The 20,461-nt window shown below is 70.0% G+C and carries 16 protein-coding genes, 1 tRNA gene and 1 pseudogene; 8 read left to right on the top strand and 10 right to left on the bottom strand.

The window, feature by feature from the left end:
- Nucleotides 1-322: 322 nt before the first annotated feature.
- A complete protein-coding gene (locus ABZV40_RS19605) occupies nucleotides 323-1,870 on the bottom strand; it encodes a glycoside hydrolase family 13 protein (RefSeq protein ID WP_355443353.1) in 1,548 nt (515 codons plus the stop codon).
- A 307-nt stretch (nucleotides 1,871-2,177) separates the two neighbouring features.
- On the opposite strand from ABZV40_RS19605, the gene ABZV40_RS19600 reads away from it, so the two are divergent.
- Both ABZV40_RS19600 and ABZV40_RS19595 read left to right on the top strand, forming a co-directional pair.
- A tRNA-Gln gene (locus ABZV40_RS19600) sits at nucleotides 2,178-2,250 on the top strand.
- A gap of 213 nt (nucleotides 2,251-2,463) precedes the next feature.
- A complete protein-coding gene (locus ABZV40_RS19595; RefSeq protein WP_355443037.1) occupies nucleotides 2,464-3,204 on the top strand; it encodes a DUF1684 domain-containing protein in 741 nt (246 codons plus the stop codon).
- Here the strand turns inward: ABZV40_RS19595 and ABZV40_RS19590 are convergent, their stop codons facing one another.
- Nucleotides 3,205-3,456, bottom strand: coding sequence for a hypothetical protein (locus ABZV40_RS19590; RefSeq protein ID WP_355443034.1), 252 nt, complete (start codon nucleotides 3,454-3,456; stop codon nucleotides 3,205-3,207). It abuts the gene before it with no gap.
- 374 nt (nucleotides 3,457-3,830) lie between these two features.
- Nucleotides 3,831-4,859 carry a LacI family DNA-binding transcriptional regulator gene (locus tag ABZV40_RS19585; RefSeq protein ID WP_355443031.1) on the bottom strand — a complete coding sequence of 343 codons (1,029 nt, stop codon included), beginning with the start codon at nucleotides 4,857-4,859 and terminating at the stop codon, nucleotides 3,831-3,833.
- A 148-nt stretch (nucleotides 4,860-5,007) separates the two neighbouring features.
- Between ABZV40_RS19585 and ABZV40_RS19580 the strand changes: the two genes are divergently transcribed.
- The 3 genes from ABZV40_RS19580 to ABZV40_RS19570 all read left to right on the top strand — a co-directional run bounded on the left by ABZV40_RS19580 (nucleotide 5,008) and on the right by ABZV40_RS19570 (nucleotide 10,866).
- On the top strand, nucleotides 5,008-7,836 hold the full coding sequence (locus ABZV40_RS19580; protein ID WP_355443029.1) for a glycoside hydrolase family 2 TIM barrel-domain containing protein: 2,829 nt from the start codon (nucleotides 5,008-5,010) through the stop codon (nucleotides 7,834-7,836).
- A gap of 97 nt (nucleotides 7,837-7,933) precedes the next feature.
- Entirely contained in the window at nucleotides 7,934-10,672 is a 2,739-nt protein-coding gene (locus tag ABZV40_RS19575; RefSeq protein WP_355443026.1) for a BTAD domain-containing putative transcriptional regulator, read from the top strand.
- A gap of 50 nt (nucleotides 10,673-10,722) precedes the next feature.
- Nucleotides 10,723-10,866: a hypothetical protein gene (locus ABZV40_RS19570; RefSeq protein WP_355443023.1), complete on the top strand. Its 144-nt coding sequence runs from the start codon at nucleotides 10,723-10,725 to the stop codon at nucleotides 10,864-10,866.
- 9 nt (nucleotides 10,867-10,875) lie between these two features.
- Here ABZV40_RS19570 and ABZV40_RS19565 read toward each other — a convergent pair whose 3' ends face one another.
- From ABZV40_RS19565 to ABZV40_RS19555, 3 genes are all read right to left on the bottom strand, one after another.
- The gene (locus tag ABZV40_RS19565) at nucleotides 10,876-11,073 is read right to left on the bottom strand and encodes a hypothetical protein (RefSeq protein ID WP_355443020.1); all 198 of its coding nucleotides are present in this window, start codon (nucleotides 11,071-11,073) and stop codon (nucleotides 10,876-10,878) included.
- Between the two features lie 71 nt (nucleotides 11,074-11,144).
- Entirely contained in the window at nucleotides 11,145-11,609 is a 465-nt protein-coding gene (locus ABZV40_RS19560) for a hypothetical protein (protein ID WP_355443017.1), read from the bottom strand.
- 52 nt (nucleotides 11,610-11,661) lie between these two features.
- Nucleotides 11,662-12,438, bottom strand: coding sequence for an SGNH/GDSL hydrolase family protein (locus tag ABZV40_RS19555; RefSeq protein WP_355443014.1), 777 nt, complete (start codon nucleotides 12,436-12,438; stop codon nucleotides 11,662-11,664).
- A gap of 164 nt (nucleotides 12,439-12,602) precedes the next feature.
- Between ABZV40_RS19555 and ABZV40_RS19550 the strand changes: the two genes are divergently transcribed.
- Nucleotides 12,603-13,016: a peptidase inhibitor family I36 protein gene (locus tag ABZV40_RS19550; RefSeq protein WP_355443011.1), complete on the top strand. Its 414-nt coding sequence runs from the start codon at nucleotides 12,603-12,605 to the stop codon at nucleotides 13,014-13,016.
- Between the two features lie 3 nt (nucleotides 13,017-13,019).
- Here the strand turns inward: ABZV40_RS19550 and ABZV40_RS19545 are convergent, their stop codons facing one another.
- Complete coding sequence (locus ABZV40_RS19545; RefSeq protein ID WP_355443008.1) at nucleotides 13,020-14,486, bottom strand: sigma-70 family RNA polymerase sigma factor; 1,467 nt, start codon at nucleotides 14,484-14,486, stop codon at nucleotides 13,020-13,022.
- Nucleotides 14,487-14,691: 205 nt separating this feature from the next.
- On the opposite strand from ABZV40_RS19545, the pseudogene ABZV40_RS19540 reads away from it, so the two are divergent.
- Nucleotides 14,692-16,338 (top strand): annotated as a pseudogene (locus tag ABZV40_RS19540) (trehalase-like domain-containing protein); the annotation flags it as partial.
- A gap of 76 nt (nucleotides 16,339-16,414) precedes the next feature.
- On the opposite strand, the gene ABZV40_RS19535 reads toward ABZV40_RS19540, so the two are convergent.
- From ABZV40_RS19535 to ABZV40_RS19525, 3 genes are all read right to left on the bottom strand, one after another.
- On the bottom strand, nucleotides 16,415-17,161 hold the full coding sequence (locus ABZV40_RS19535) for a DUF899 family protein (protein WP_355443005.1): 747 nt from the start codon (nucleotides 17,159-17,161) through the stop codon (nucleotides 16,415-16,417).
- Between the two features lie 66 nt (nucleotides 17,162-17,227).
- A complete protein-coding gene (locus ABZV40_RS19530; RefSeq protein WP_355443001.1) occupies nucleotides 17,228-18,442 on the bottom strand; it encodes a HAMP domain-containing sensor histidine kinase in 1,215 nt (404 codons plus the stop codon).
- Complete coding sequence (locus tag ABZV40_RS19525; RefSeq protein ID WP_355442998.1) at nucleotides 18,439-19,125, bottom strand: response regulator transcription factor; 687 nt, start codon at nucleotides 19,123-19,125, stop codon at nucleotides 18,439-18,441. The genes ABZV40_RS19530 and ABZV40_RS19525 overlap by 4 nt, the downstream gene beginning before the upstream one ends.
- Nucleotides 19,126-19,258: 133 nt before the next feature.
- On the opposite strand from ABZV40_RS19525, the gene ugpC reads away from it, so the two are divergent.
- Nucleotides 19,259-20,455, top strand: coding sequence for a sn-glycerol-3-phosphate ABC transporter ATP-binding protein UgpC (gene ugpC / locus ABZV40_RS19520; protein WP_355442994.1), 1,197 nt, complete (start codon nucleotides 19,259-19,261; stop codon nucleotides 20,453-20,455).
- Nucleotides 20,456-20,461: the final 6 nt, after the last annotated feature.

Genomic DNA, 20,461 nt, shown 5'->3' with positions numbered 1-20,461 from the left:
CCTCCAGAAGCCTTCGCAGGCCTCGGAGATCGCGCTGAACCTCACCTCTGGGTGGATGTCCGCGGCGCCGATCGCCATGCCGGGGTCCAGTGCGGGCACCAGGGCGCCGCCGGACGGGAGGGGGCGGGTGATCCGCTCCTCGACGCCGTCGTCCTGGGGTGTGCCGGCAACGGACTCACGTCACGTCTGCCGCAACCACGTGGCCGGCACGCCCCAGTCGTCCTCGTGCACGGAAAAGACCCCCTGAGAGCTGTTCGAAGCTGTTGCCGACGAACGCTGCCCAGGGGGTCTGACAGTTCTGATGATCAAGCGAAAGCGCTGGTCAGAGCTCCCACCACAGCGCCGTGTCCGGCGGGAGGAGCAGCTGCCCGTCGCGCACGCCGTAGTACGACGACGCCAGCAGCACCGCGCCCGGATCCGGCAGTGCGACGACCTCACCGGACAGGTTCACCGCGCACGCGAAGCCGTCGCGCTCGAACCACAGCACGTCCGCGGGACCGTCCACCCACTTCACGCCGTCGCCCGCACCGAGCGCCGGGTGCTCGCGCCGGATGCGCAAGGCGGTGCGGTAGAAGGACAACATCGAGTCCTGGTCACCGGACTGCGCCTCGACGCTGAGCTTGGCCCAGTCCGCGGGCTGCGGCAGCCACGAGCCACCGGGACCGAACCCGAGCGACGGGCCGGAGGACGACCACGGCAGCGGCACCCGGCAGCCGTCACGGCCGCGTTCGGTGTGCCCGGACCGCTCCCACATCGGGTCCTGCAGCACCTCGTCCGGCAGGTCCAGCACCTCGGGCAGCCCGAGCTCCTCGCCCTGGTACAGGTACACCGACCCCGGCAGCGCGAGCATCAACGCGAGCGCCGCACGCGCCCGGCGCACACCGGTCTCGCCGCCGCCGTACCGCGTCACGTGCCGTTGCACGTCGTGGTTCGACAGCACCCACGTAGTAGGCGCACCAACGGGAGCCACGGCCGCCAGCGACGAGTCGATCACCGTTCGCAGCGCCTCGAAGTTCCACTCCGCGGTCAGGTAGTGGAAGTTGAACGCCTGGTGCATCTCGTCGGGGCGCAGGTACAGCGCCGTCCGCTCGGCGGAAGGCGTCCACGCCTCGGCCACCAGCACGCGCTCACCGGGGTACGAGTCGACCACGGCACGCCACTCGCGATGGATCTCGTGCACGCCGTCCTGGTCGAAGAACGGCAACGGCTCCGTGCCCAGCAGCTTCAGCTGGTCCGCGTGCCCGATGTCCGGCAGCCCCGGCGCCTTGATCATCCCGTGCGCCACGTCCACCCGGAACCCGTCGACGCCCAGGTCCAGCCAGAACCGCAGCACGTCGCGGAACTCCGCGCGCACCTCCGGCAGCTCCCAGTTGAGGTCGGGCTGCTCGGGCGCGAACAGGTGCAGGTACCAGGACCCGTCCTCGACCCGCGTCCACGCCGGCCCGCCGAACACGGACTCCCAGTCGTTCGGCGGCTGGTCGCCGACGCCCTCGCGGAAGATGTAGCGCTCACGGCCACGCCCGGCCAGCGCCTCCTGGAACCACTCGTGCTGGTCGGAGCTGTGGTTCGGCACGATGTCGACGATCACCCGGATGCCGAGCTCGTGCGCGTCCGCGACCAGCGCGCGCACGTCGTCGAGGTCGCCGAACTGCGGGTCCACCGCCCGGTAGTCCGCGACGTCGTAGCCGCCGTCGGCCATCGGTGACGCGTAGAACGGCGTGATCCACACCGCGTCGACGCCCAGGTCGCGGAGGTAGGGCAGGCGTGAGCGGATGCCGGGCAGGTCGCCGACGCCGTCGCCGTCCGAGTCGGCGAAACTGCGCACGTAGACCTGGTAGATGACGGCGTGGCGCCACCAGTCCTGGGACATGTCCATGCCTTCCGATGGGGTGTGTCAGCGCTCCAGGAAAGACGTTGCAAAAGTTTTCCGCAAGTCGACATGAGGATTGCTTGAGTTTTACCCGCAATCTTGCAAACTTTTTCAGAAGACTCGCGAAATTGTGTTGCCCAAGTGCGGACCGGTCCGGCACAGTGTGTCCAACGAACCCGAGGGGAGGCAGTTGTGATCCGGAACCAGCACATGCACAGCTGTCACCAGCACGTCTGGTGCTCCCCGGCATGAGCTGACCCATGCCCGAGGGAGCCGCCCGTCGCGACGCGACGAGCGGCTTTTTTGTTGCCCGTTGGTCCAATCGGCACGGACGCCGCGCTCTGGACGCGGAGATCGAGGTTCGAGTCCTCGACGGGCAGCTGTGACCGAAGCCGAAGAAGTCGAGGCGCCAGGCCGTGGTCCTGGTCGAAGCCGGTGCGAGTCCGGTCGGTCACCCCATCGCGCGATCGGCGACCCACGTCACGACGGCCGTGGAACGCTCTGCAAAAGCGTTGACACTGGGTTCGACTCCCAGGTGGGTCTCAAGGAGTGGAACGGGGAAGTCCGCTCGTGCCCTGCTCGTTGGCTTGGGCATGAGCGACTTCGCGCAGGACTGGCAGACCTGGAAGACGGAACGGGAGAAGAGCCTGGCCGACCCGTACGGGTGGCTCGCGCTCGTCTCGCTCGACTGGCTGGAGACGACCCCTCGCAGCTATGACGGCCTACCGGGCGAGTGGTGGCAAGACGACGACGCGGCGTACTGGCGCAACGGCAGCGAACCCCAGCGGTTCGAACTCGTCCAGAGCGGTCCCGGCGCGCGCGTCCAGGTCGGCGACGTGGAGGTCGAGGTCGCGCGCCGGGGCGGTTACCTGATCCGCGTCCACGACCCGAAGGCCGAGGTGCTGCGGAACTTCCGCGGCGTGCCGTCGTACGAGCCGCAAGAGCAGTGGGTGCTCGAAGGCGTGTACGAACCGTTCGACGCCCCCATCCCCACGACCGTCGGTGCGGTCGTGGAAGGACTTAGCCACGTATACGAGGCGCCGGGCCGTGTGCGGTTCACGCACGACGGCACCGAGCACACACTGACTGCGTTCAACGGACGCAACGGCGACCTCAACATCCTCTTCACCGACGCCACGAGCGGAGTCACCACGTACGCGGCGAACCGTTCCCTCGCAACGACTCCGGTCGACGGCAAGGTCCTGCTCGACTTCAACCGCGCGACCAACCTGCCGTGCGCGTTCACCGACTTCGCCACCTGCCCGTTGCCGCCCGCGGGCAACCATCTGCCGTTCGCGGTCGAGGCGGGGGAGAAGATCCCGCACGAGCGCTGATCACTCGCAGCCGATGCCGTCCTTGTCGCTGTCCAGCCCGTAGATGTCGCGGCCGATCACGCGGACCGGACCGGTGACGTAGGCCGGTCCGTCGCCCTTGCCGCCCGCGCAGTCCACGTCGGACGCAATCGGCACGCACCCGCTGTAGTTCGGGTCGCACTGGGGCTGAGGTTGAGGCTGCGGCTGAGGAGCGGGTTGCGGCTTCGGCTGTGCGACCGCGGCGCCGATGACGCCGGTGACGAAGAAGAACACCAACAGGCTGGCCGCTTCGACGCCACGGGCACCACCGCGCCACGGGGGCCTCCCGTGGCATCCGCAACACGACCTGCAGCAACCCGTTAGTGCCGCGCTGGACCCGGGCGTTCATCCGCCTGACCATCGAGGAACCACTCCAGGTGTTACCGAGAGTGTCGCACGATTATGTCGATCGGGTGAAAATCGGCTGCAATCGGTCACGGACGGTTGGTTATTGCCGCTGTAAGCCCTTTCCCGGGGTCGCCAGTTGAGACGCAATCTGCCGAGAGAGCGCTTTCACACTAGCTTGAGCCACGGGCGCAACACCTTCATCGCACGGGAGAACGACATGGCGCTGGACACGCCCTGGCGGGCGCACTGATCCGAGTTGGTCAGGCGCTGGTGCGCACCACCAGCGAGGTGGGCAGGAGCAGCGACGGCGGCAGCCCCTGCTCACCGGCCAGCTCGGCCAGCAGGCGCCACGTCATGGTGCGGCCGAGCTCCTCCACGTCCTGCCGGATCGTGGTGAGCGGCGGCGTCGCGCTCGCGGCGAACACCGAGTCGTCGAACCCGATCACCGCGACGTCCTCGGGGACGCGCCTGCCCTGCGCGTGGAGCACCTGCAGGGCGCCCAGCGCCATGATGTCCGCGGCCACGAACACCGCGTCGAGGTCGGGAGCCTTCTGCAGCAACCGCTCCATCGCCCGCGTGCCGCTCTCCGGGGTGAAGTCGCCGTGCGCCACGAGGTCGGTGGCGATCTTCGCCTCGCTCAGCCCGCGCTTGAACCCGTTGAGGCGGTCCGCGCCGACGGCCATGTCCTTGGGGCCCGCGACGGTGGCGATCCGCTTGCGTCCCAACGACACCAGGTGTCGCGCGGCGTCCAGGCCGCCGGTGAAGTTGTCGGCGTCGACGAACGGGACGCTGGTCTTGCCGAGCGGGCGGCCGCCGACGACGACCGGGAGGCCGATCTCGTTCAGCATCGGCACCAGCGGGTCCTCGCCGTGCAGGCTCACCAGCAGCGCGCCGTCGACGTGGCCGCTGCTCAGGTACGTGACCAGGTCCTCGGTGTCGGACGGCTGGCTCATCATCAGCAACAGCTGCATGTGCCGTCCGGTCAGCTCGCGGTGGACGCCGCGCAGCACCCCGGCGAAGAACGGGTCGGACAGCACGCGGCCGGAGGGTTCGGAGACGACGAGCGCGATGGCGTTGGCGCGGTGGCCGGCGAGCGCCCGCGCGGCCTGGTTGGGCGCGTAGCCCAGCTGGGCGATGGCGGCGTGGACGGCCTCGCGGGCCTTCGCGCTGACGTACTGCTCGTCGTTGATCACACGTGAGACGGTCGACTTCGAGACGCCGGCGACCCGTGCGACCTCTTCGATTCTGGCGCCGGGGCGTCGCTTCGCCGTCTCCGTCATGACAGTCATCGTAAGGCTTGGACTAGACATCCGACCTTGGGTGAACGGAGTCAAGTGTTCCGCCGCTGCCTGTCAAGGTGGAGAAAGTTGACTGGACCTGCCGTTTTGTCGTTGCTAGGAAGAAGGTCCCTGCTCTCGACTCTGGCGGTGAGATCCGATGTCTTGGCGACGCCTGATCTTCGTTCTCCTCCTTCTGCTCGGCCTGGCCACACCGATCGCCGGTGCGGCGGCGGCACCGCGCAGCACCTCGTTCACCCAGGACTGGCGGTTCGTGCTCGCCGATCCGGCGAACGCGCACATGCCGGACTACGACGACTCGGCGTGGCGCAGACTCGACCTGCCGCACGACTGGAGCATCGAGTTCGACCCGGACCCGCAGGCCGCGCCCGGTGAGGGCTACTACCGCGCCGGGACCGGCTGGTACCGCAAGACCTTCACGCTGCCGGCGACCGCGAAGGGCAAGCGGATCTCGCTGGAGTTCGACGGGGTCTACATGGACTCGCACGTGTACGTGAACGGCAAGCTCGCGGCCAATCACCCCTACGGCTACACGGGCTTCAACGTCGACATGACCGACCTCGTGCACACCGACGGCGCCCCGAACGTCGTCGCGGTCAAGGTCGTGCACCAGGCGCCGAGCAGCCGCTGGTACGCGGGCAGCGGCATCTACCGCAACGTCCACCTCGTCGTCACAGAGCCCGTGCACGTCGCACGGCACGGCGTCTTCGTCACCACGCCGGACCTCGAGACCACCTACCCGCAGGGCTATGCCCGGATCGACGTCAAGACCGACCTGGTCGGCTCCGGCACCGTCACCCACCACGTCCTCGACGCCGACGGCGTGGTCGTCGCCTCCGGCAAGGACCTCAGGGTCGACCGGCCGAAGCTCTGGAGCACGGACCAGCCCTACCTCTACACGCTGCTCACCAAGGTCAGCTCCGGTGACACGGTCCGCACGAGGTTCGGCATCCGCTGGTTCCGGATCGACCCCGCCGAGGGCTTCTCGCTGAACGGCAGGTACTCGAAACTGCAGGGCGTCAACCTGCACCACACGCTCGGCGCACTGGGCGCCGCCGTCTCCGAGGACGGCATCCGGCAGCAGCTGCTCACCATGAAGAGGATGGGTGTGAACGCCGTCCGCACGTCGCACAACCCGCCGTCGCCGGAGTTCGTGCGGCTCTGCGACGAACTGGGGCTGCTGCTGATGATCGAGGCGTTCGACACCTGGCACACGCCCAAGAAGCAGTACGACTACGGCCGCTTCTTCGACGAGAACAGCGATGCCGACATCGAGGAGATGGTGCACGCGGCCAGGAACTCGCCGTCGGTGATCATGTGGTCGATCGGCAACGAGATCCCGGACGGCACGTCGGTCGCGATCGGCGTGCCGATCGCGCGCAGGCTGATCGACGACATCAAGTCCGTCGACCGCACCCGGCCCGTGGTGATCGGCTCGCACAGCTACACCAGCGTGCCCGAGGACGGCTCGGCCCAGGACCAGATCCTGCGCATGCTCGACGGCGTGGGCCTGAACTACAACTCGGCCAAGTCCGTCGACGCGCTGCACGCCAAGTACCCCGGGACGTTCTTCGTCGAGTCCGAGTCGTCGTCGGAGACCTCCGCCCGCGGCGTCTACCTCGATCCCGGCCAGCTCAACACCGGCCAGAACTACACGCCGGGCAAGCAGGGCGGTTCCTCCTACGACAACAACATCGTCGGCTGGGCGTCCAGCGGTGAGCACGCGCTCAAGAAGGACCGCGACCGCAAGTTCCTCGCGGGGCAGTTCCTGTGGTCCGGCCAGGACTACATCGGCGAGCCCACGCCGTACAGCGGCGTCTTCCCGGTGCGGTCGTCGCTGTTCGGCGCTGTCGACACCGCCGGGTTCGAGAAGGACCAGTTCTACCTGTTCCAGTCGCAGTGGAGCGCGAAACCGATGGTGCACCTGCTGCCGATGGACTGGACCGCACACGAACCGGGGGCACCGGTGCAGGTGTGGGCGTACAGCAACGCCCCGGACGTGGAGCTGTTCCTCAACGGCCGTTCGCTCGGCGTGAAGTCGTTCAGCACCAAGAAGACCACCTACGGGAAGTCCTATCTGGAGACCGACGAGCCGACCGGTGACGACAAGACCTGTGCCGGTGGCAGCTACACGAGCCCGAACGGCGGAACCGGGCACCTCCGGCTGGCCTGGACCGTGCCGTTCGAGCCGGGTGAGCTCACCGCGGTGGCGCGGGAGAACGGCAGGCAGGTCGCGACCGACGGGCTGCGCACGGCGGGAGCACCTGCTCGGGTCGCGTTGAAGACGGTTCGCGGCAAGCAACTCGACTACGTCACCGCCACCGTGGTCGACGCCGGCGGCACGGTCGTGCCAAATGCGGACAACCAGATCACGTTCAGCGCGACCGGCGGTCGGATCGTCGGCACCGACAACGGGCGTCCGGAGGACGAGGAGAACTTCACGAAGCCCGTGCGCAGCGCGTTCCAGGGCAAAGCGCTCGCCATCGTCACCGCGGGCGCACGGGTGACCGCGAAGCTCGGTGCGGCACGGCCCCGGCCCGCCGCCGACGCGTCCTACTCCGGCGCCGCGACCACGCTGCCCGCGCACCTGATCGACGGCAACCCCGACACCGCCTGGTCGAACTTCTACACCAAGGGGCAGACCCCGCAGCTGCCGGCGACGAGCCTCTCGCACGCCTCCGACTGGGTCGCGCTGAACTGGCCGAAACGCACGGTCGGCAAGCTGACCGCCACGTTCACGACCGGAGGGGTCTATTCGCTGCCGAAGGAGGTCGACGTCCGGTACTGGGACGGCGCCCGGTACACGCCGGTGACCGGGCTGCACGTGGCCTGGGCGGGAGAGTCGGGCGCGCCCAGCACCGTGACGTTCGACGCCGTCTCGACTACTGGCGTGCGGCTTGGCCTGACCAGCTCGGCACCAGGCACGGGAGGTGGGTTCCTCCGCATCGCCGAGCTGACCGCGTCCTGATCCCCTTCATCGGCACTTCCCCCTTCGCGGCTGCGGTGGGGGAAGTGTCGAAGATCGTCCGCACAAATTCCGCACAGGGCCCCGAAGTTCTGGCACCATGCCCTCCCGAGGAGGGTCAGTGCGGTATCGGCTTCTTGGGCCGCTGCAGATCTGGCGTGGGGGCGTGGAACTGCGGCTGGGCGGGCCCCGGCAACGGGCGCTGCTCGCTGCGTTGGCGCTGCACGTCAACGAGACTGTCAGCTTTGAACACTTGAGTGAGGCGGTGTGGGAATCTCCACCCGCGGCACCGGAATCGAACATCCGCACCTACGTGGCGGCGTTGCGCAAGCTCGTGCTCGACGACCTGGTGACCGTCCCAGGTGGATACCGGCTGGTGGTTCCCGCCGACGACGTCGACGTCCACGTCTTCGAACGGCTGTGCGCCGCCGGCGACGAGGCGTTGCGGCAGGGTGATCACCGCGAGGCCGTCGCGAAGTACGCCGAGGCGCTCGCGCTGTGGCGGGGACCGGCGCTCGACGGGCTCACGGTCGGCGCACGGCTGGTCGCCGAGCTGACGTTGCTGCAGGAGCGCAGGCTCACGGTCGCCGAGCAGCACGCGCGCCTGGCGATCGAGCTGGGCCAGGGCGAACGGCTGATCGCCGAGCTGCGCCGGTTGACCGCGCAGTTCCCGCTGCGCGAACAGCTGTGGCTGCAGCTGATGCACGCGCTGCAGCGGGCGGGCAGGCCGGCCGAGGCGTTGCAGGCGTTCGAGGACGTGCGGGTGCTGCTGGCCGAGGAGCTGGGCACCGATCCGGGTCCGGACCTGCGGGAGCTGCACGAACGGCTGCTGCGCGGGGACGAGCCCCGGCCCGCGCTCAACACGTTGCCGCGCGACGTCGCGGACTTCACCGGGCGCGCGGCCGAGATGGAACGGCTGACCAGGGCCGTCACCGGGCGGTCGGCCGTGGTGATCTCCGCGATCGACGGGATGCCCGGCGTGGGCAAGACGACGCTGGCCGTGCACCTGGCGCACCGGCTGGAGTATCCGGACGGTCAGCTGTTCATCGACCTGCACGCGCACACAGCGGGCCGCGCGCCGGTCGAACCGACGGACGCGCTGGACGTGCTGCTGCGCGCGCTCGGTCTGGAGGAGATCCCGGTCGACCTGGACGAGCGGGCCGCGCTGTGGCGGGCCGAGCTGTCCCGGCGGCGGCTGCTGGTCGTGCTGGACAACGCGGCGAGCGCCGAGCAGGTGCGGCCGCTGCTGCCGGGCGTGCCGGGGTCGTTGGTGCTGGTCACGTCACGGGCGCGGCTGGTCGAGCTGGAAGGCACGTCGACGCTCACGCTGGACGTGCTGTCCGAGGCGGAGGCGCTGGAGCTGTTCGCCACCATCGTCGGCGACGAACGCGGCACGGACGAGGCGGCCCGCGAGGTCGTCGAGCTGTGCGGCAGGCTGCCGCTGGCCGTGCGGCTGGCCGCCGGCCGGTTGCGCAGCCGGCCGACGTGGACCACGGCGCACCTCGCGACGCGGTTGCGCGAGGGACGATTATCCGAACTGGACGCTGTCTTCGCGTTGTCGTTCGGCCAGCTGCCCGCCGGGCACCAGCGGTTGTTCGGCCTGCTGGGCCTGCACCACGGCACGGACTTCGACGTCTACCAGGCCGCGGCGCTGGGCGAGCTGGACCTGCTGGAGTGCGACGGGATGCTGGAGGACCTCGTCGACGTCCACCTGCTGGAGGCGACGACGCTCGGCCGGTACCGGATGCACGACCTGCTCCGGCAGTACGCGCAGTCCAAAGTGGACTCCTCGCGCGAGCCGCTCACCCGGCTGCTCGACCACTTCCTGGACACGGCGAACCAGGCGACGCGGCTGATGTCGCCCGCGGCCCGCAAGTACGAGGTCGACATCACCTACCGGCCGGAGTCACGGCTCGTGCTGCGCGACTACGACCACGCCGTGGAGTGGCTGGAGACCGAACGCCAGACGCTCGTGGCCGCCGTGGCGTTGTCACTGGACGGTGACTGGCGCACACACACGTGGCAGCTCGCCCGCGCGATGACGTTCTTCTGCATGGTGCGTGGGCATACGCGTGACTGGGCGACGATCAACGAGCTGGCGCTGGAGGCCGCGAAGGACGACAAGGCGGCGCTCGCGATCACCACCAAGAACTACGCGATGGTGTTCTGGCAGACCGCGCGGTACGCCGAGGCCATCCACCACAACGAGCGCGCCATCGAGATGCTGCGCGAACAGGGCGACCTGCAGGGCGTCGCGGGCACGCTGAACAACCTGTCCCTGGTCTACCGGACGCTGGGCCGGCACGCCGAGGCCGCCGAGCTGCTCGAACAGGCCATCACGGTGGCGCGCGAACTCGGCGACCGGCACCTGGAGTCGCAGGCGATGAGCAACGTCAGCAACATCTACAGCGCGCTCGGCCGGTACGACGAGGCGCTGGAGGCGTGCAACAAGGCGTTGGTGCTCATGCGCGAGATGGGCAGCCGTCGCGACGAGGCCGACACCCAGAGCGCGCTCGGCATGATCCTGCACGCCATGGGCCGCCACGACGAGGCGCTCGACGCGTTGAACTCGGCGCTGACGGCGGTGCGCGCGATCGGTGACGTCACGACCGAGACCGTGGTGCTGAACTACCTGGGCGAGGTGCTCACGGCGGCCGGACGTCCCGCGGAGGCCGTGGTGCGGTTGCGCGAGGCCCTGGAGCTGGCGGAACGGATCGACGACCGGCGTGAGGCCGCGAACGCGCACAGGCACCTGGCCCGCGCGGTCGCGGACCCCGCCGAGGCGGCGCGGCACCGCAGGGAGGCCGAGGAGCGGTTCGCCGCGCTGGGCACCGACTGACCTGTGCCAGAGTCCGCGCATGCTGGAGATCGTGGTGCGGACGGAGAACGGTGAACGGCACGTCCGGCCGTCCGCGGGTGCCGGACCTGCCGGACGTGTTCGCCCAGGTCTGGCACGCGGCCGGTGGTGCCTGCGCCGCGGCGCTGCCGTCGACCGGCACGTCGAGGCGAGGGCCGACGTGCCGGACGCCGTGATCGCGGTGCTCACCGCCCGACCTCGGCGAAACCGAGCTCGGGGAGCTGGAGAACCGCGTTCGCGAGTACTTCCACGCCCAGTGCACGGAGTCCGCCGCGGCCGGACGTGGACTGACGTTGCTCTACGGCGGCTTCGACGGCTCTGCCGAGACCACCGCGGCCATCGGTCATGAGGTCGTGGCCGCTCTCGAAGCGGCCGGTCTCCACGCCGAGTGGAACGGCGACCCCGGCAGGGCCATCACGGTCACGCCAGTGGACTGGCGCCGCCGCCTCGTCGGTCAGGCCCGCGGACCCGGCCGCCCGCCGGGCAGCACCGCGCCGCGCGGCAGCCCGTCCCGCAGCAACGGCAGCAGGTTGGGGTGCTTGCTCATGAGCACCGCGGCCGTGCCGTTGCGCTGCTGGATCCGGCGGCAGAAGTGCGGCGAGAGCCCGATCCCCAGGTAGGCCTCGGACCGCGGCCCGTAGACGACCCGGTCGCCGTGCCCGCACCACGCGCCGGCGACCGGTTGGCCGTCCCTCCAGAGGTAACCCTCCACGTACACACCGCCCCGCAGCCGGCCCGCCTCGCTGAAGGCCACGCTGAACGCGACCTGCGGCGTCAGGCGCGTCTGGGCGTCGGCGGTCCACCACGTGCCGACGTCGAGCACCAGCCCTTCCACGCTCGCGTGCGCCCACTTGGAGTCGTCGACGAGTGTGCGGAACGGCGCCTCCAGCCCGGCGAGAGCCGCGGTGAGCTCCTCCACCCGCTCATGGTGCGTCGTTCCGCCGGATTTCGCCGTCCGACGTGGAATAACGTCACCGGACGAGTGGCAGGTACGCCTGGTAGATCGCCGTGTAGCCCTCGGTCGTGGGATGGATGTCCGCCGCCGTGCACGTCGTCGTCCACTGGCAGATGCGTGCCACGGCCAGTGGCAGCCCGTCCACGATCGTGGTCAGGTCGGTCGTGGCGAACGCGCCTTCGACGTCGGCGACCTTGACCTTGCTCGCCCGGTAAGCGCTTTCGATCACGTCGTTGATCGACTGGGTGACCACGACGGACTGCCGGGCGAACTCCCGCCCGTCCGGGCCCGTCAGCCACGCGGCGAGGAACGGGTCGTACAACGTCATGCCGACGATGGTGGCCTTGGGCGCGGCTTTGCGGAGTTTCGCGGTGATGTGCCGGAGGTTGGCGTCGATCGTCGCGGTCGCGCGCTGGATGCACGCGGGGTCGATGCCCTGCGTGCCGCACGGCGCGATGTCGTTGCCCGCCACGGTGATCGTGATGAGCTGGACCTTGTTGTGCCCGATGAAATTCAGCGCCGCGTCGAGCTGGTTGCCCTCGGGGTAGGAGCACGTGCCGCCGGCGCGCATGGTCGTGGTGGTCTCGCCGTCGCACGCCAGGTTCGTGAGCGTGAGGTTCGGCAGCTTCCTGGCCAGCTGCGCGACGTAACCCCGGTTCGGCGTGACCGGGACGGCCTGCCGCCCGGTCGCGATGGAGTCGCCCAGCGCCAGGAAGTGCTGCTTGTCGTGCGCCTGCGCCGGAACTGCGGTGAGGAGAGCGATCGCGGCCACCATGGCGAGTAATCGAGTCATGCCCGTCAGCACGCCGTGATCGGGGACGCAGTTCATTCGAGACGCGTCTCAACCACCTGCACGAGCAATTTGTGCAGGCGGACTGTGGAGGTTGTCGCTGTTGCGATCCGGGCCGCTCTCGAACAATCGGCGCAGTCACCATCCGCTGAACGTTGGAGGGGGAAATGAAGAAGATCACGATGATCGCGAGCGCGCTGGCCATGGCGGCGTCGGTCGCCGTGCCCGTCGCCGCGCAGGCCGACGTGTCCGTCGATCCGCAGCCGCGCAACGGAATCTGCGAGGTAGGCGAGTTCTGCCTGTACTACCTGTCGAACCGCGGGGGCTCCGTGTCGGACTTCAACACGTCGATTCCCGGCTACGGCTCCTCGCAACCGACCTGCTACGAGTTCAGGGGACCGGGTGCGGGCCAGGGGCTGTGCGTCTGGCACAACGCGATGTCGGCGTGGAACCGCACCTCGCACGCCGTGCGCGTGCACAGGACGATCAACTACCGGGGCGGGTACGACCTGTTCGCCGCCGGTCAGTACAAGAACCTGGTGGCGACGTCCAACCTGAACGAGTGCCACCTGTTCCTGTGAGGGCTACTTCGACGTGATCGTGACCGGGATGGTCACCCGCAGCGGCCCCGCCGTGCCGGTGATCGTCCCGTCACCCGCCTTCGGTCCGGCCTGCAGTCGGGCCTTGAACGTGATCGTCTGACCGGGCGCCAGCGTCTGACCTCCGGTGCAGGTCACGGTGCCCTTGCCGGCCGGACAGCCGACGGAACCCTCCGGCACCTTGCCGGGGCCGACCGTCTTGATCTTGTCCGGCAGGTTCAGCGTCAGCGTCGGCACCTGGGTGGGCTCCGTGCCGGTGTTGGTGATGTCGATGGTCATGTCGTCGGGCGGGCCTTCGGTCGTCATGGCGACGTTCGACGGCGACTTCGCGGACAGCGTCGCCGATCCCGGCGGCGCGGTGACCGTCGTCGTCGTGATCACCGGCTGGCCCGCCCGGCTCGTGTCGGTGGCCGGAGCCGCGGAACCGGCCGTGGTGCCCGCGGGCGCCGTGCCGGACGTCGGTGCCGAGCCGGACGAACCGACCGGTGCGGACCCGGTCGTGGTGACCGTCGTGATCACCGGCGCGGCGCCTTGGGTGCTGCTGGGGCTGTTGGACGTGACCACACCGGAGCCCGCGACGACCACGACCGCCGCGGCCGAGGCGGCGACACCGAGCCACGACGTGGCGCTGAGCGACACCGCCGCGCCCTTGGACGCCGCGGCGGCCAGGTATCCCGCGGTGCCCGTGCCGAGCACGATGGGTGCGACGAGACCGCGCAACGCGCCGTTGACGTCGGCCAGTTCGCTGGCGAGCTTGCGGCACTCGGCGCAGTCGTCGAGGTGCGCGTCGAGCTGGATCGCCTCGCGGCCCTTGAGGCCGCCGCGAGTCCAGGCGCCGAGCTTCGTCACCGTTGCGCGGCAACGTTCCGGCGGTTCCTGCGCCACGTGCGCCTGCAGGAACGCCTTGCGCAGACCCTCGCGCGCACGGAACGCCATCGCCGAGACGCCGTTCGCGGTCAATCCCAGCAGGGGAGCGATCTCACCGGGCGACTGGCCTTCGATCGCGGTGTGCCACAACACGGTCTGCCAGCGTTCGGGCAGCGACGCGAACGCCGTGGCGGCCAGCGCCTGGTCGAGGTCCTCGACGGCCTTGTCGCGGAACGGCACGCTCGTCGCCCGCGCCGCGCCGGGAATCTCCTCGACGTCACCCGCCAGTTCGAGCCGCTTCTCCTTGCGAGTTCTGTCATACGCGGCATGCCGCACCGCCGTCAGCAGGTACGGCCGGAACGCCGCCCCCGGACCGCCTCCGGTGCGCAGCGCGGCGAGCACCTTGGCGAACGCGTCCGCGACGAGGTCGTCCGCGTCCGAGGAGGACGTGGACAGCTGCATCGCCAGGATGCTGGCGGCTCTGACATGGCGTTCGTAGAGCTTGCCGTAAGCCTCGACCTTGCCGTCGCGGACGGCGTCTATCAGGTCGGCGTCCGACGGCGGTCGCCCACGCTGCCCGATCAAAGAATGCCGCCTTACGTCATGCTCACCACTGATACGCGGACCCTATCGAGAGGACTCAACACGAACAATCCACGCATACGAAACTGATGCAATAAAAGAGGTTTAGGGCGGGTCTAAGTCTTGACCAAGTCAGGCCGGATGGCCCTGGCGCGCACTTACGTTGCCGCTCGTGACGGACTTCCTGACCGAGCTGCCGGTGCGCCTGGCCGTGCCGATCGAACGGCACAGCCTGCTCTCCGACCGCCGTGCCCTCGCCCTGGTCACGCCCGACGCGGACGTGACGTGGCTGTGCCACCCCTCGCCGGACTCTCCCGCGTTGTTCGCCGCGCTGCTCGGAGGTTCCGGCCATTTCTCCGTGCGGCCCCAGAAGGAGCAGCTTCCGCTCGGCCAACGGTATGCACCGGGCACCATGACCGTCCAGACCCGCTGGACGCGCCTTCGGGTGACCGACCACCTGGAGTCGAGTCTGGTGCGAACGGTCGAAGGCGAGGCGCCCGCTGTCGTGGAATTCGCGCCACGCCCCGATTTCGGTCAGGTGCCGGTCAGGCTGGAGCGGATCGACGACGGCCTGCGCGTGACCGGGACGTCGATCGTGCTGCGTTCTCCCGGCGTGGACTGGCAGATCGCCGACGGCACCGCCACCGCCGTGGTCACCCCGCCGTTCACCCTGGAGCTCCAGCTCGGCGAACCGTCCGAAGTGGACTCCGACTGGCCCGGGTGGTCAGCCGCGCTGAGACTGCCGGCGACCGAGCGCGAGCTGGTGCGAAGATCGGCGCTCACGTTGCGCGCCCTCTGCCACCGCGACACCGGTGCCGTGCTCGCCGCCGCCACGACGTCGTTGCCCGAGCAGATCGGCGGTGTCCGCAACTGGGACTACCGCTACTGCTGGCTGCGCGACGCGGCCCTGACCGTGCAGGCGTTGGTGTCACTGGGATCTCTCGAGGAAGCTGAAGGTTTCCTGAAGTGGCTGCACGGAGTGCTGGACGGGGTCGCCGGTCCGGAACACCTCAACCCGCTCTACACCGTCCACGGCACCGCGCTCGGCCCCGAGCGGACCGTCGACGGCCTGCCCGGCTACGCGGGCTCCGGTCCGGTCCGCGTCGGCAACCTCGCCGACCAGCAGGTGCAGCTCGACGTGTTCGGCCCGATCACCGACCTCGTCCACGACCTGGCCCTCGCGCGCGGCCGGCTGGACGACCGCGACTGGGACGTCGTCACCGCGATGGTCCGCGCCGTCAGCCGGCGCTGGCACGAGCCGGACCACGGCATCTGGGAGGAGCGCCACGTGCCGCGCCACCGCGTCCACTCGCGGGTGATGTGCTGGCAGACCCTCGACCGCGCCCTCGCGCTCGCCACCCGGTTCGGGCGCCCGGCCGACCCGGAGTGGGCCGTGCTGCGCGACACCATCGCCGCCGACGTGCTCGAGCGCGGCTGGAACCCGGACGTCGGCGCGTTCACCACGGCCTACGACGGCACCGACCTCGACGCCGCGTCCCTGCACGTGGGCCTCTCGGGTCTCCTCGACCCGTCCGACGACCGGTTCCGCGCCACGGTCGTCGCGGTCGAGGAGACCCTGCGCAACGGCCCGACCGTCTACCGCTACCTGCGCGACGACGGCCTGCCCGGCGACGAGGGCGGCTTCCACCTCTGCACGGCGTGGCTGGTCGAGGCCTACCTCGGGGTGGGGCGCCGCGCCGACGCCGAGGAGCTGTTCGCGAGCCTCGTCCGGCTGGCCGGGCCGACCGGGCTGCTGCCCGAGGAGTACGACCCGGTCGCCGAACGATCGCTGGGCAACCACCCGCAGGCCTACTCCCACCTGGGCCTGATCCGGTGTGCCTCGTTGCTGGGTTGAGCGCCTTCTCGGAACCACTGTCCGTGACGCGCACTCGAACGCGGGTGCCAGGTGCTCGATGAAGGCGGGCAGGTGCTCAGTGGCAGTGGCCGTCCCGGCCGAGCGTCTGCTCGGGCGTCGCGCCGGGACGGGTCCACTGCGGTGTCGGCCTGCCGGTCGGACCCCACGTGGAGTTGCCCTCGGCGTCGGTCCGCCAGAACCAGCCGGCGTGGCGTCCCTCCGGCCATCCCTCCGGGTTGTCCTCCCACCTCTCGCGGCGGCCGTACGGCGTGATGTCGAGCAACGCGAGCGACCCGTTGACCCGTTCGGTGCCGCGCCCGGTCGACCGGTAGGTGAGGAACACCCGCTCGCCGTCGCGCAGGAAGCACGCGAGGTAGCCCATGTCGCCGCCGATCGGCGCGGGCACGTCCCGCACCGAGTACCAGGGCTGGGTGTAGCCCATGAACTCGACGAACGGGGCCACCTCGGCCCACGCGCCGACGGTCAGGATCGCGAACGAGACGCCGCGCGCGTGCAGGTAGGCCGCGTTCGTGAGGTGCCACGGCACGTGGGTGCAGCCCTCGCACTGACCCTGGTGCGGCGCCCCGTCCCACCACATGTGCTGGTAGACCACGAGCTCGTCGCGGCCCTCGAACACCTCGACGAACGGCACCGGGCCGTTCGCGCCGACGACCTCGGCCTTCCCGTCGACCTCGACCATCGGCAACCGCCGGCGGGCCGCGGCGATGGCGTCCCCCTCGCGCGTGTGCGCCTTCTCTCGAACCAGCAGCTCATCGCTGGCGGCCTGCCAGGTGTCGAAGTCGACGACGGGCGGGCGTGTCATGACGTCCTCCAAGCATGTCGGTACCGCTTCCACCGACATGTCGAAGCCGTCTTCACCGTTTCGACATCAGGGATGACCTCGCCACAACCGCCAGGCCCGCGGGCTGGCCGGAGAGTGGTGGCTGTTCGCCTCCCCGAACCGCAGTCGCACCCGAGCCCCGCCGAGCCGTCCGCGTTCCAGGTGGATCGTGCCGCCGGTGGCCTCCGCGGCCGCCCTCGCGATGTCGAGCCCGAGCCCGGTCGACCCGCCGCCGCTGCTGCCGCGGTGCAACGCCGACGACGGGTCCGCGACGCCCGTGCCGCCGTCCTCGACCACCAGCGTCACCCAGCCCGCGTGCCGCACGACCGACACGCCGACCGGTGCGGCGGCGGGGGTGTGCCGGAAGACGTTCTCCAGCAACGCGTCCACCACCGCGCCCAGCGCATCGGGCGCCAGCGGCACCCAGGCGGGCTCGCCGACGTCCACTTCGAGCATCCGGCCCTGGTCGGCCGCGTGCGCGGACCAGAACTTCATCCGCGCCTCGACCACCGACGCCACGTCGCACGTGCCTGCCGACTCGCGCTCCTCCGGCTGCAGGGCCTGGATGATCCGGTCCACGTCGTGGCCCAGGGTGCTGACCGCGCTGCGGATCCGGTCGGCGACCGGCCCCGAGCCCACCGCGTCGGCGTCCAGCCTCAGCGCGGCCAACGGGGTTCGCAGCCGGTGCGAGACGTCCGCGATCATCTCGCGTTCCTTGGCCAGCAGCTGTGCGGTGCGCTCCGAGGCCTCGTCGATCGACGCGGCCAGCGCCTCCAGCTCCTTCGGCCCGCGCAACCGCACCCGCCGTCCCGCCGCGGACGCCAGCACCCGCAGCGCGTCGAGCACCGGCGTGAAAGGCCTGTGCCCCAGCCAGACCGCCGCCGCCAGCGCCACCGCCGAGATCCCCAGAACCCCGAACACCGCGCCGAACGGGAACGGCACGACAGCCGGTCTGATCGACACCACCGCCCCGCCGGCGGACGCGACCGGTGTCCCACCACCGACGCCGAGCCTCGTGCCGTCCGCCAGCACCACGGACAACCGTCCCGCGGCACCGGCGGACGTCCGCGCGATCGTGCCGCGGATGTCGTCGGCGTTCGAGGACACCGCGAGCACCGCGGCAACCGCGGCGGCGTCGCGCTGATCGGCCGCCTCCGCCACGGCAGCCGCGTGCGTGAACACCAGAAACCCAGCGGTGACCAGGAAAACGACCGTCACCAGGCCTGCCGCGATCAGCAGAGCGCGGGTGATGACCGATCTCATTCCGGCGCCGCCAGCTTGAACCCGACGCCGCGGACGGTGTGCAGATAACGGGGATGCGCCGCCGTTTCGCCGAGCTTGCGCCGCAACCACGAGGCATGGACGTCGATCGTCTTGTCGTCACCGACGTACGGATGCCCCCACACGGCCTGGATGAGCTCCCGCCGCGAGATCACCCGCCCCGGCCGTTGTGCCAGATACGCGAGCAGATCGAACTCCCGCCTGCTCAGCGCGAGCGCGCGATCACCGAGCGTGGCGGTGCGCTGGGCGAGGTCGACCGAAAGCTCGCCCAGCACCACGACTTCCGACGGGGGAGCCGAAGAACCACCCGTTCGCCGCATCAGGGCGTTGATCCGCGCGGCCAGGTGCTCGGACGAGAACGGCTTCACGATGTAGTCGTCCGCACCGGCGTTCAACGTGCTCACGACCGAGTTCTCGGCACCGCGGGCGGTGGCCACGATGACCGGCACGTTGCTCACCCCGCGCAGCATCCGCAGAGCCGCGACACCGTCGAGATCCGGCAGCCCGAGGTCGAGGATCACCAGGTCGAGCTCGTTCGTCCCGGCCTCGCGCAACGCCGCGACCGCGGTGCCGACGGCCTGCACGACGTGCCCGAGGTCGGTCAGCGCGTGCACGAGCGCCGCCTGCACCACCGGGTCGTCCTCGACCACCAGCACCTTCGACATACACGCAGCGTAAGCAGCGAAGCCATCGATTGGGAGAGAAGTCACAAGCTTATCTAGATCGTGTTTCGTCCTTAAATCTCCCTTAGGGCACGCGGCCCTACGGTCTGCAGTCACACCGAACCAGGGAGTTCACGTGGCAGAAGTCGTTCTGACGGGCCTGGGCAAGGCCTACGGTGACGGCACCCGTGCGGTCACCGACCTCAACCTCGAGATCCGCGACGGCGAGTTCCTGGTGCTCGTCGGCCCGTCCGGCTGCGGCAAGACCACGGCGCTGCGGATGATCGCCGGACTGGAGCAGATCACCGAGGGCACCATCCGCATCGGCGAGCAGGTCGTGAACGACGTGCCCTCCCGTGACCGCGACGTGGCGATGGTGTTCCAGTCGTACGCGCTCTACCCGCACCTGAACGTGTACGACAACATCGCTTTCGGGCTCACGCTGCGCAAGCTCCCGAAGTCCGAGATCGACCACCGGGTCCGCGAGGTCGCCGAGGTCCTCGAACTGACCGAGCACCTCGACCGCAAGCCCCGCAACCTCTCCGGCGGGCAACGGCAGCGCGTGGCCATGGGCAGGGCGATCGTGCGCGCCCCGCAGGCGTTCCTGATGGACGAGCCGCTGTCCAATCTGGACGCCAAGCTGCGGGTGCAGATGCGCGCGCAGATCGCCCGCATCCAGCGCGAGATCGGCGTGACGACGGTCTACGTGACGCACGACCAGACCGAGGCCATGACGCTGGGCGACCGCGTGGCGGTGATGCGACGCGGTGTGCTGCAACAGGTCGGGCCGCCGCAGGAGCTCTACGACCGTCCGGTGAACCTGTTCGTCGCCGGGTTCATCGGCTCGCCGGGCATGAACCTGGTGTCCGCCAAGCTCGACCAGGACGCCGACGGCCGGTTCTGGGTCTCGCTCGACTCGGACGCCCTGCTGCTGCCGGAGTCCGTGCTGCGGCAGCGGCCCGCGTTGCGGCAGTACGTCGGCCGCGACGTCGTGGTCGGCATCCGGCCGGAGGACATGGAGGACACGGCCCTGGCCGACGCTCGTGAAGGACAGATTCTGCACTCCGTCGCAGACCTGGTCGAGGCCATGGGCTCGGACGTCCTCGTGCACTTCCCGGTGGACGTGCCGCCCGTGGTCACCGACGACACCCGCGAACTGGCGCAGGACGCCGGAACCGACGACCTGCCCAAGGCGGGCGGCAAGGGCACCGTCCTGGTTGGACGGTTCAGCCCGCGCACCCGCATCTACGAAGGACAACCCGTCGCCGCCTGGGTCGACACGTCCCGGCTGCACTTCTTCGACCCGGCCACCGGGTCCTCGATCTGGAAGTAGAGGAGC

The organism is Lentzea sp. NPDC004782 (genome assembly GCF_040609115.1).
GTDB lineage: Bacteria > Actinomycetota > Actinomycetes > Mycobacteriales > Pseudonocardiaceae > Lentzea.
Note: the sequence above shows the minus strand (reverse complement) of the source record. Positions and strands in the feature narration are given on the sequence as shown.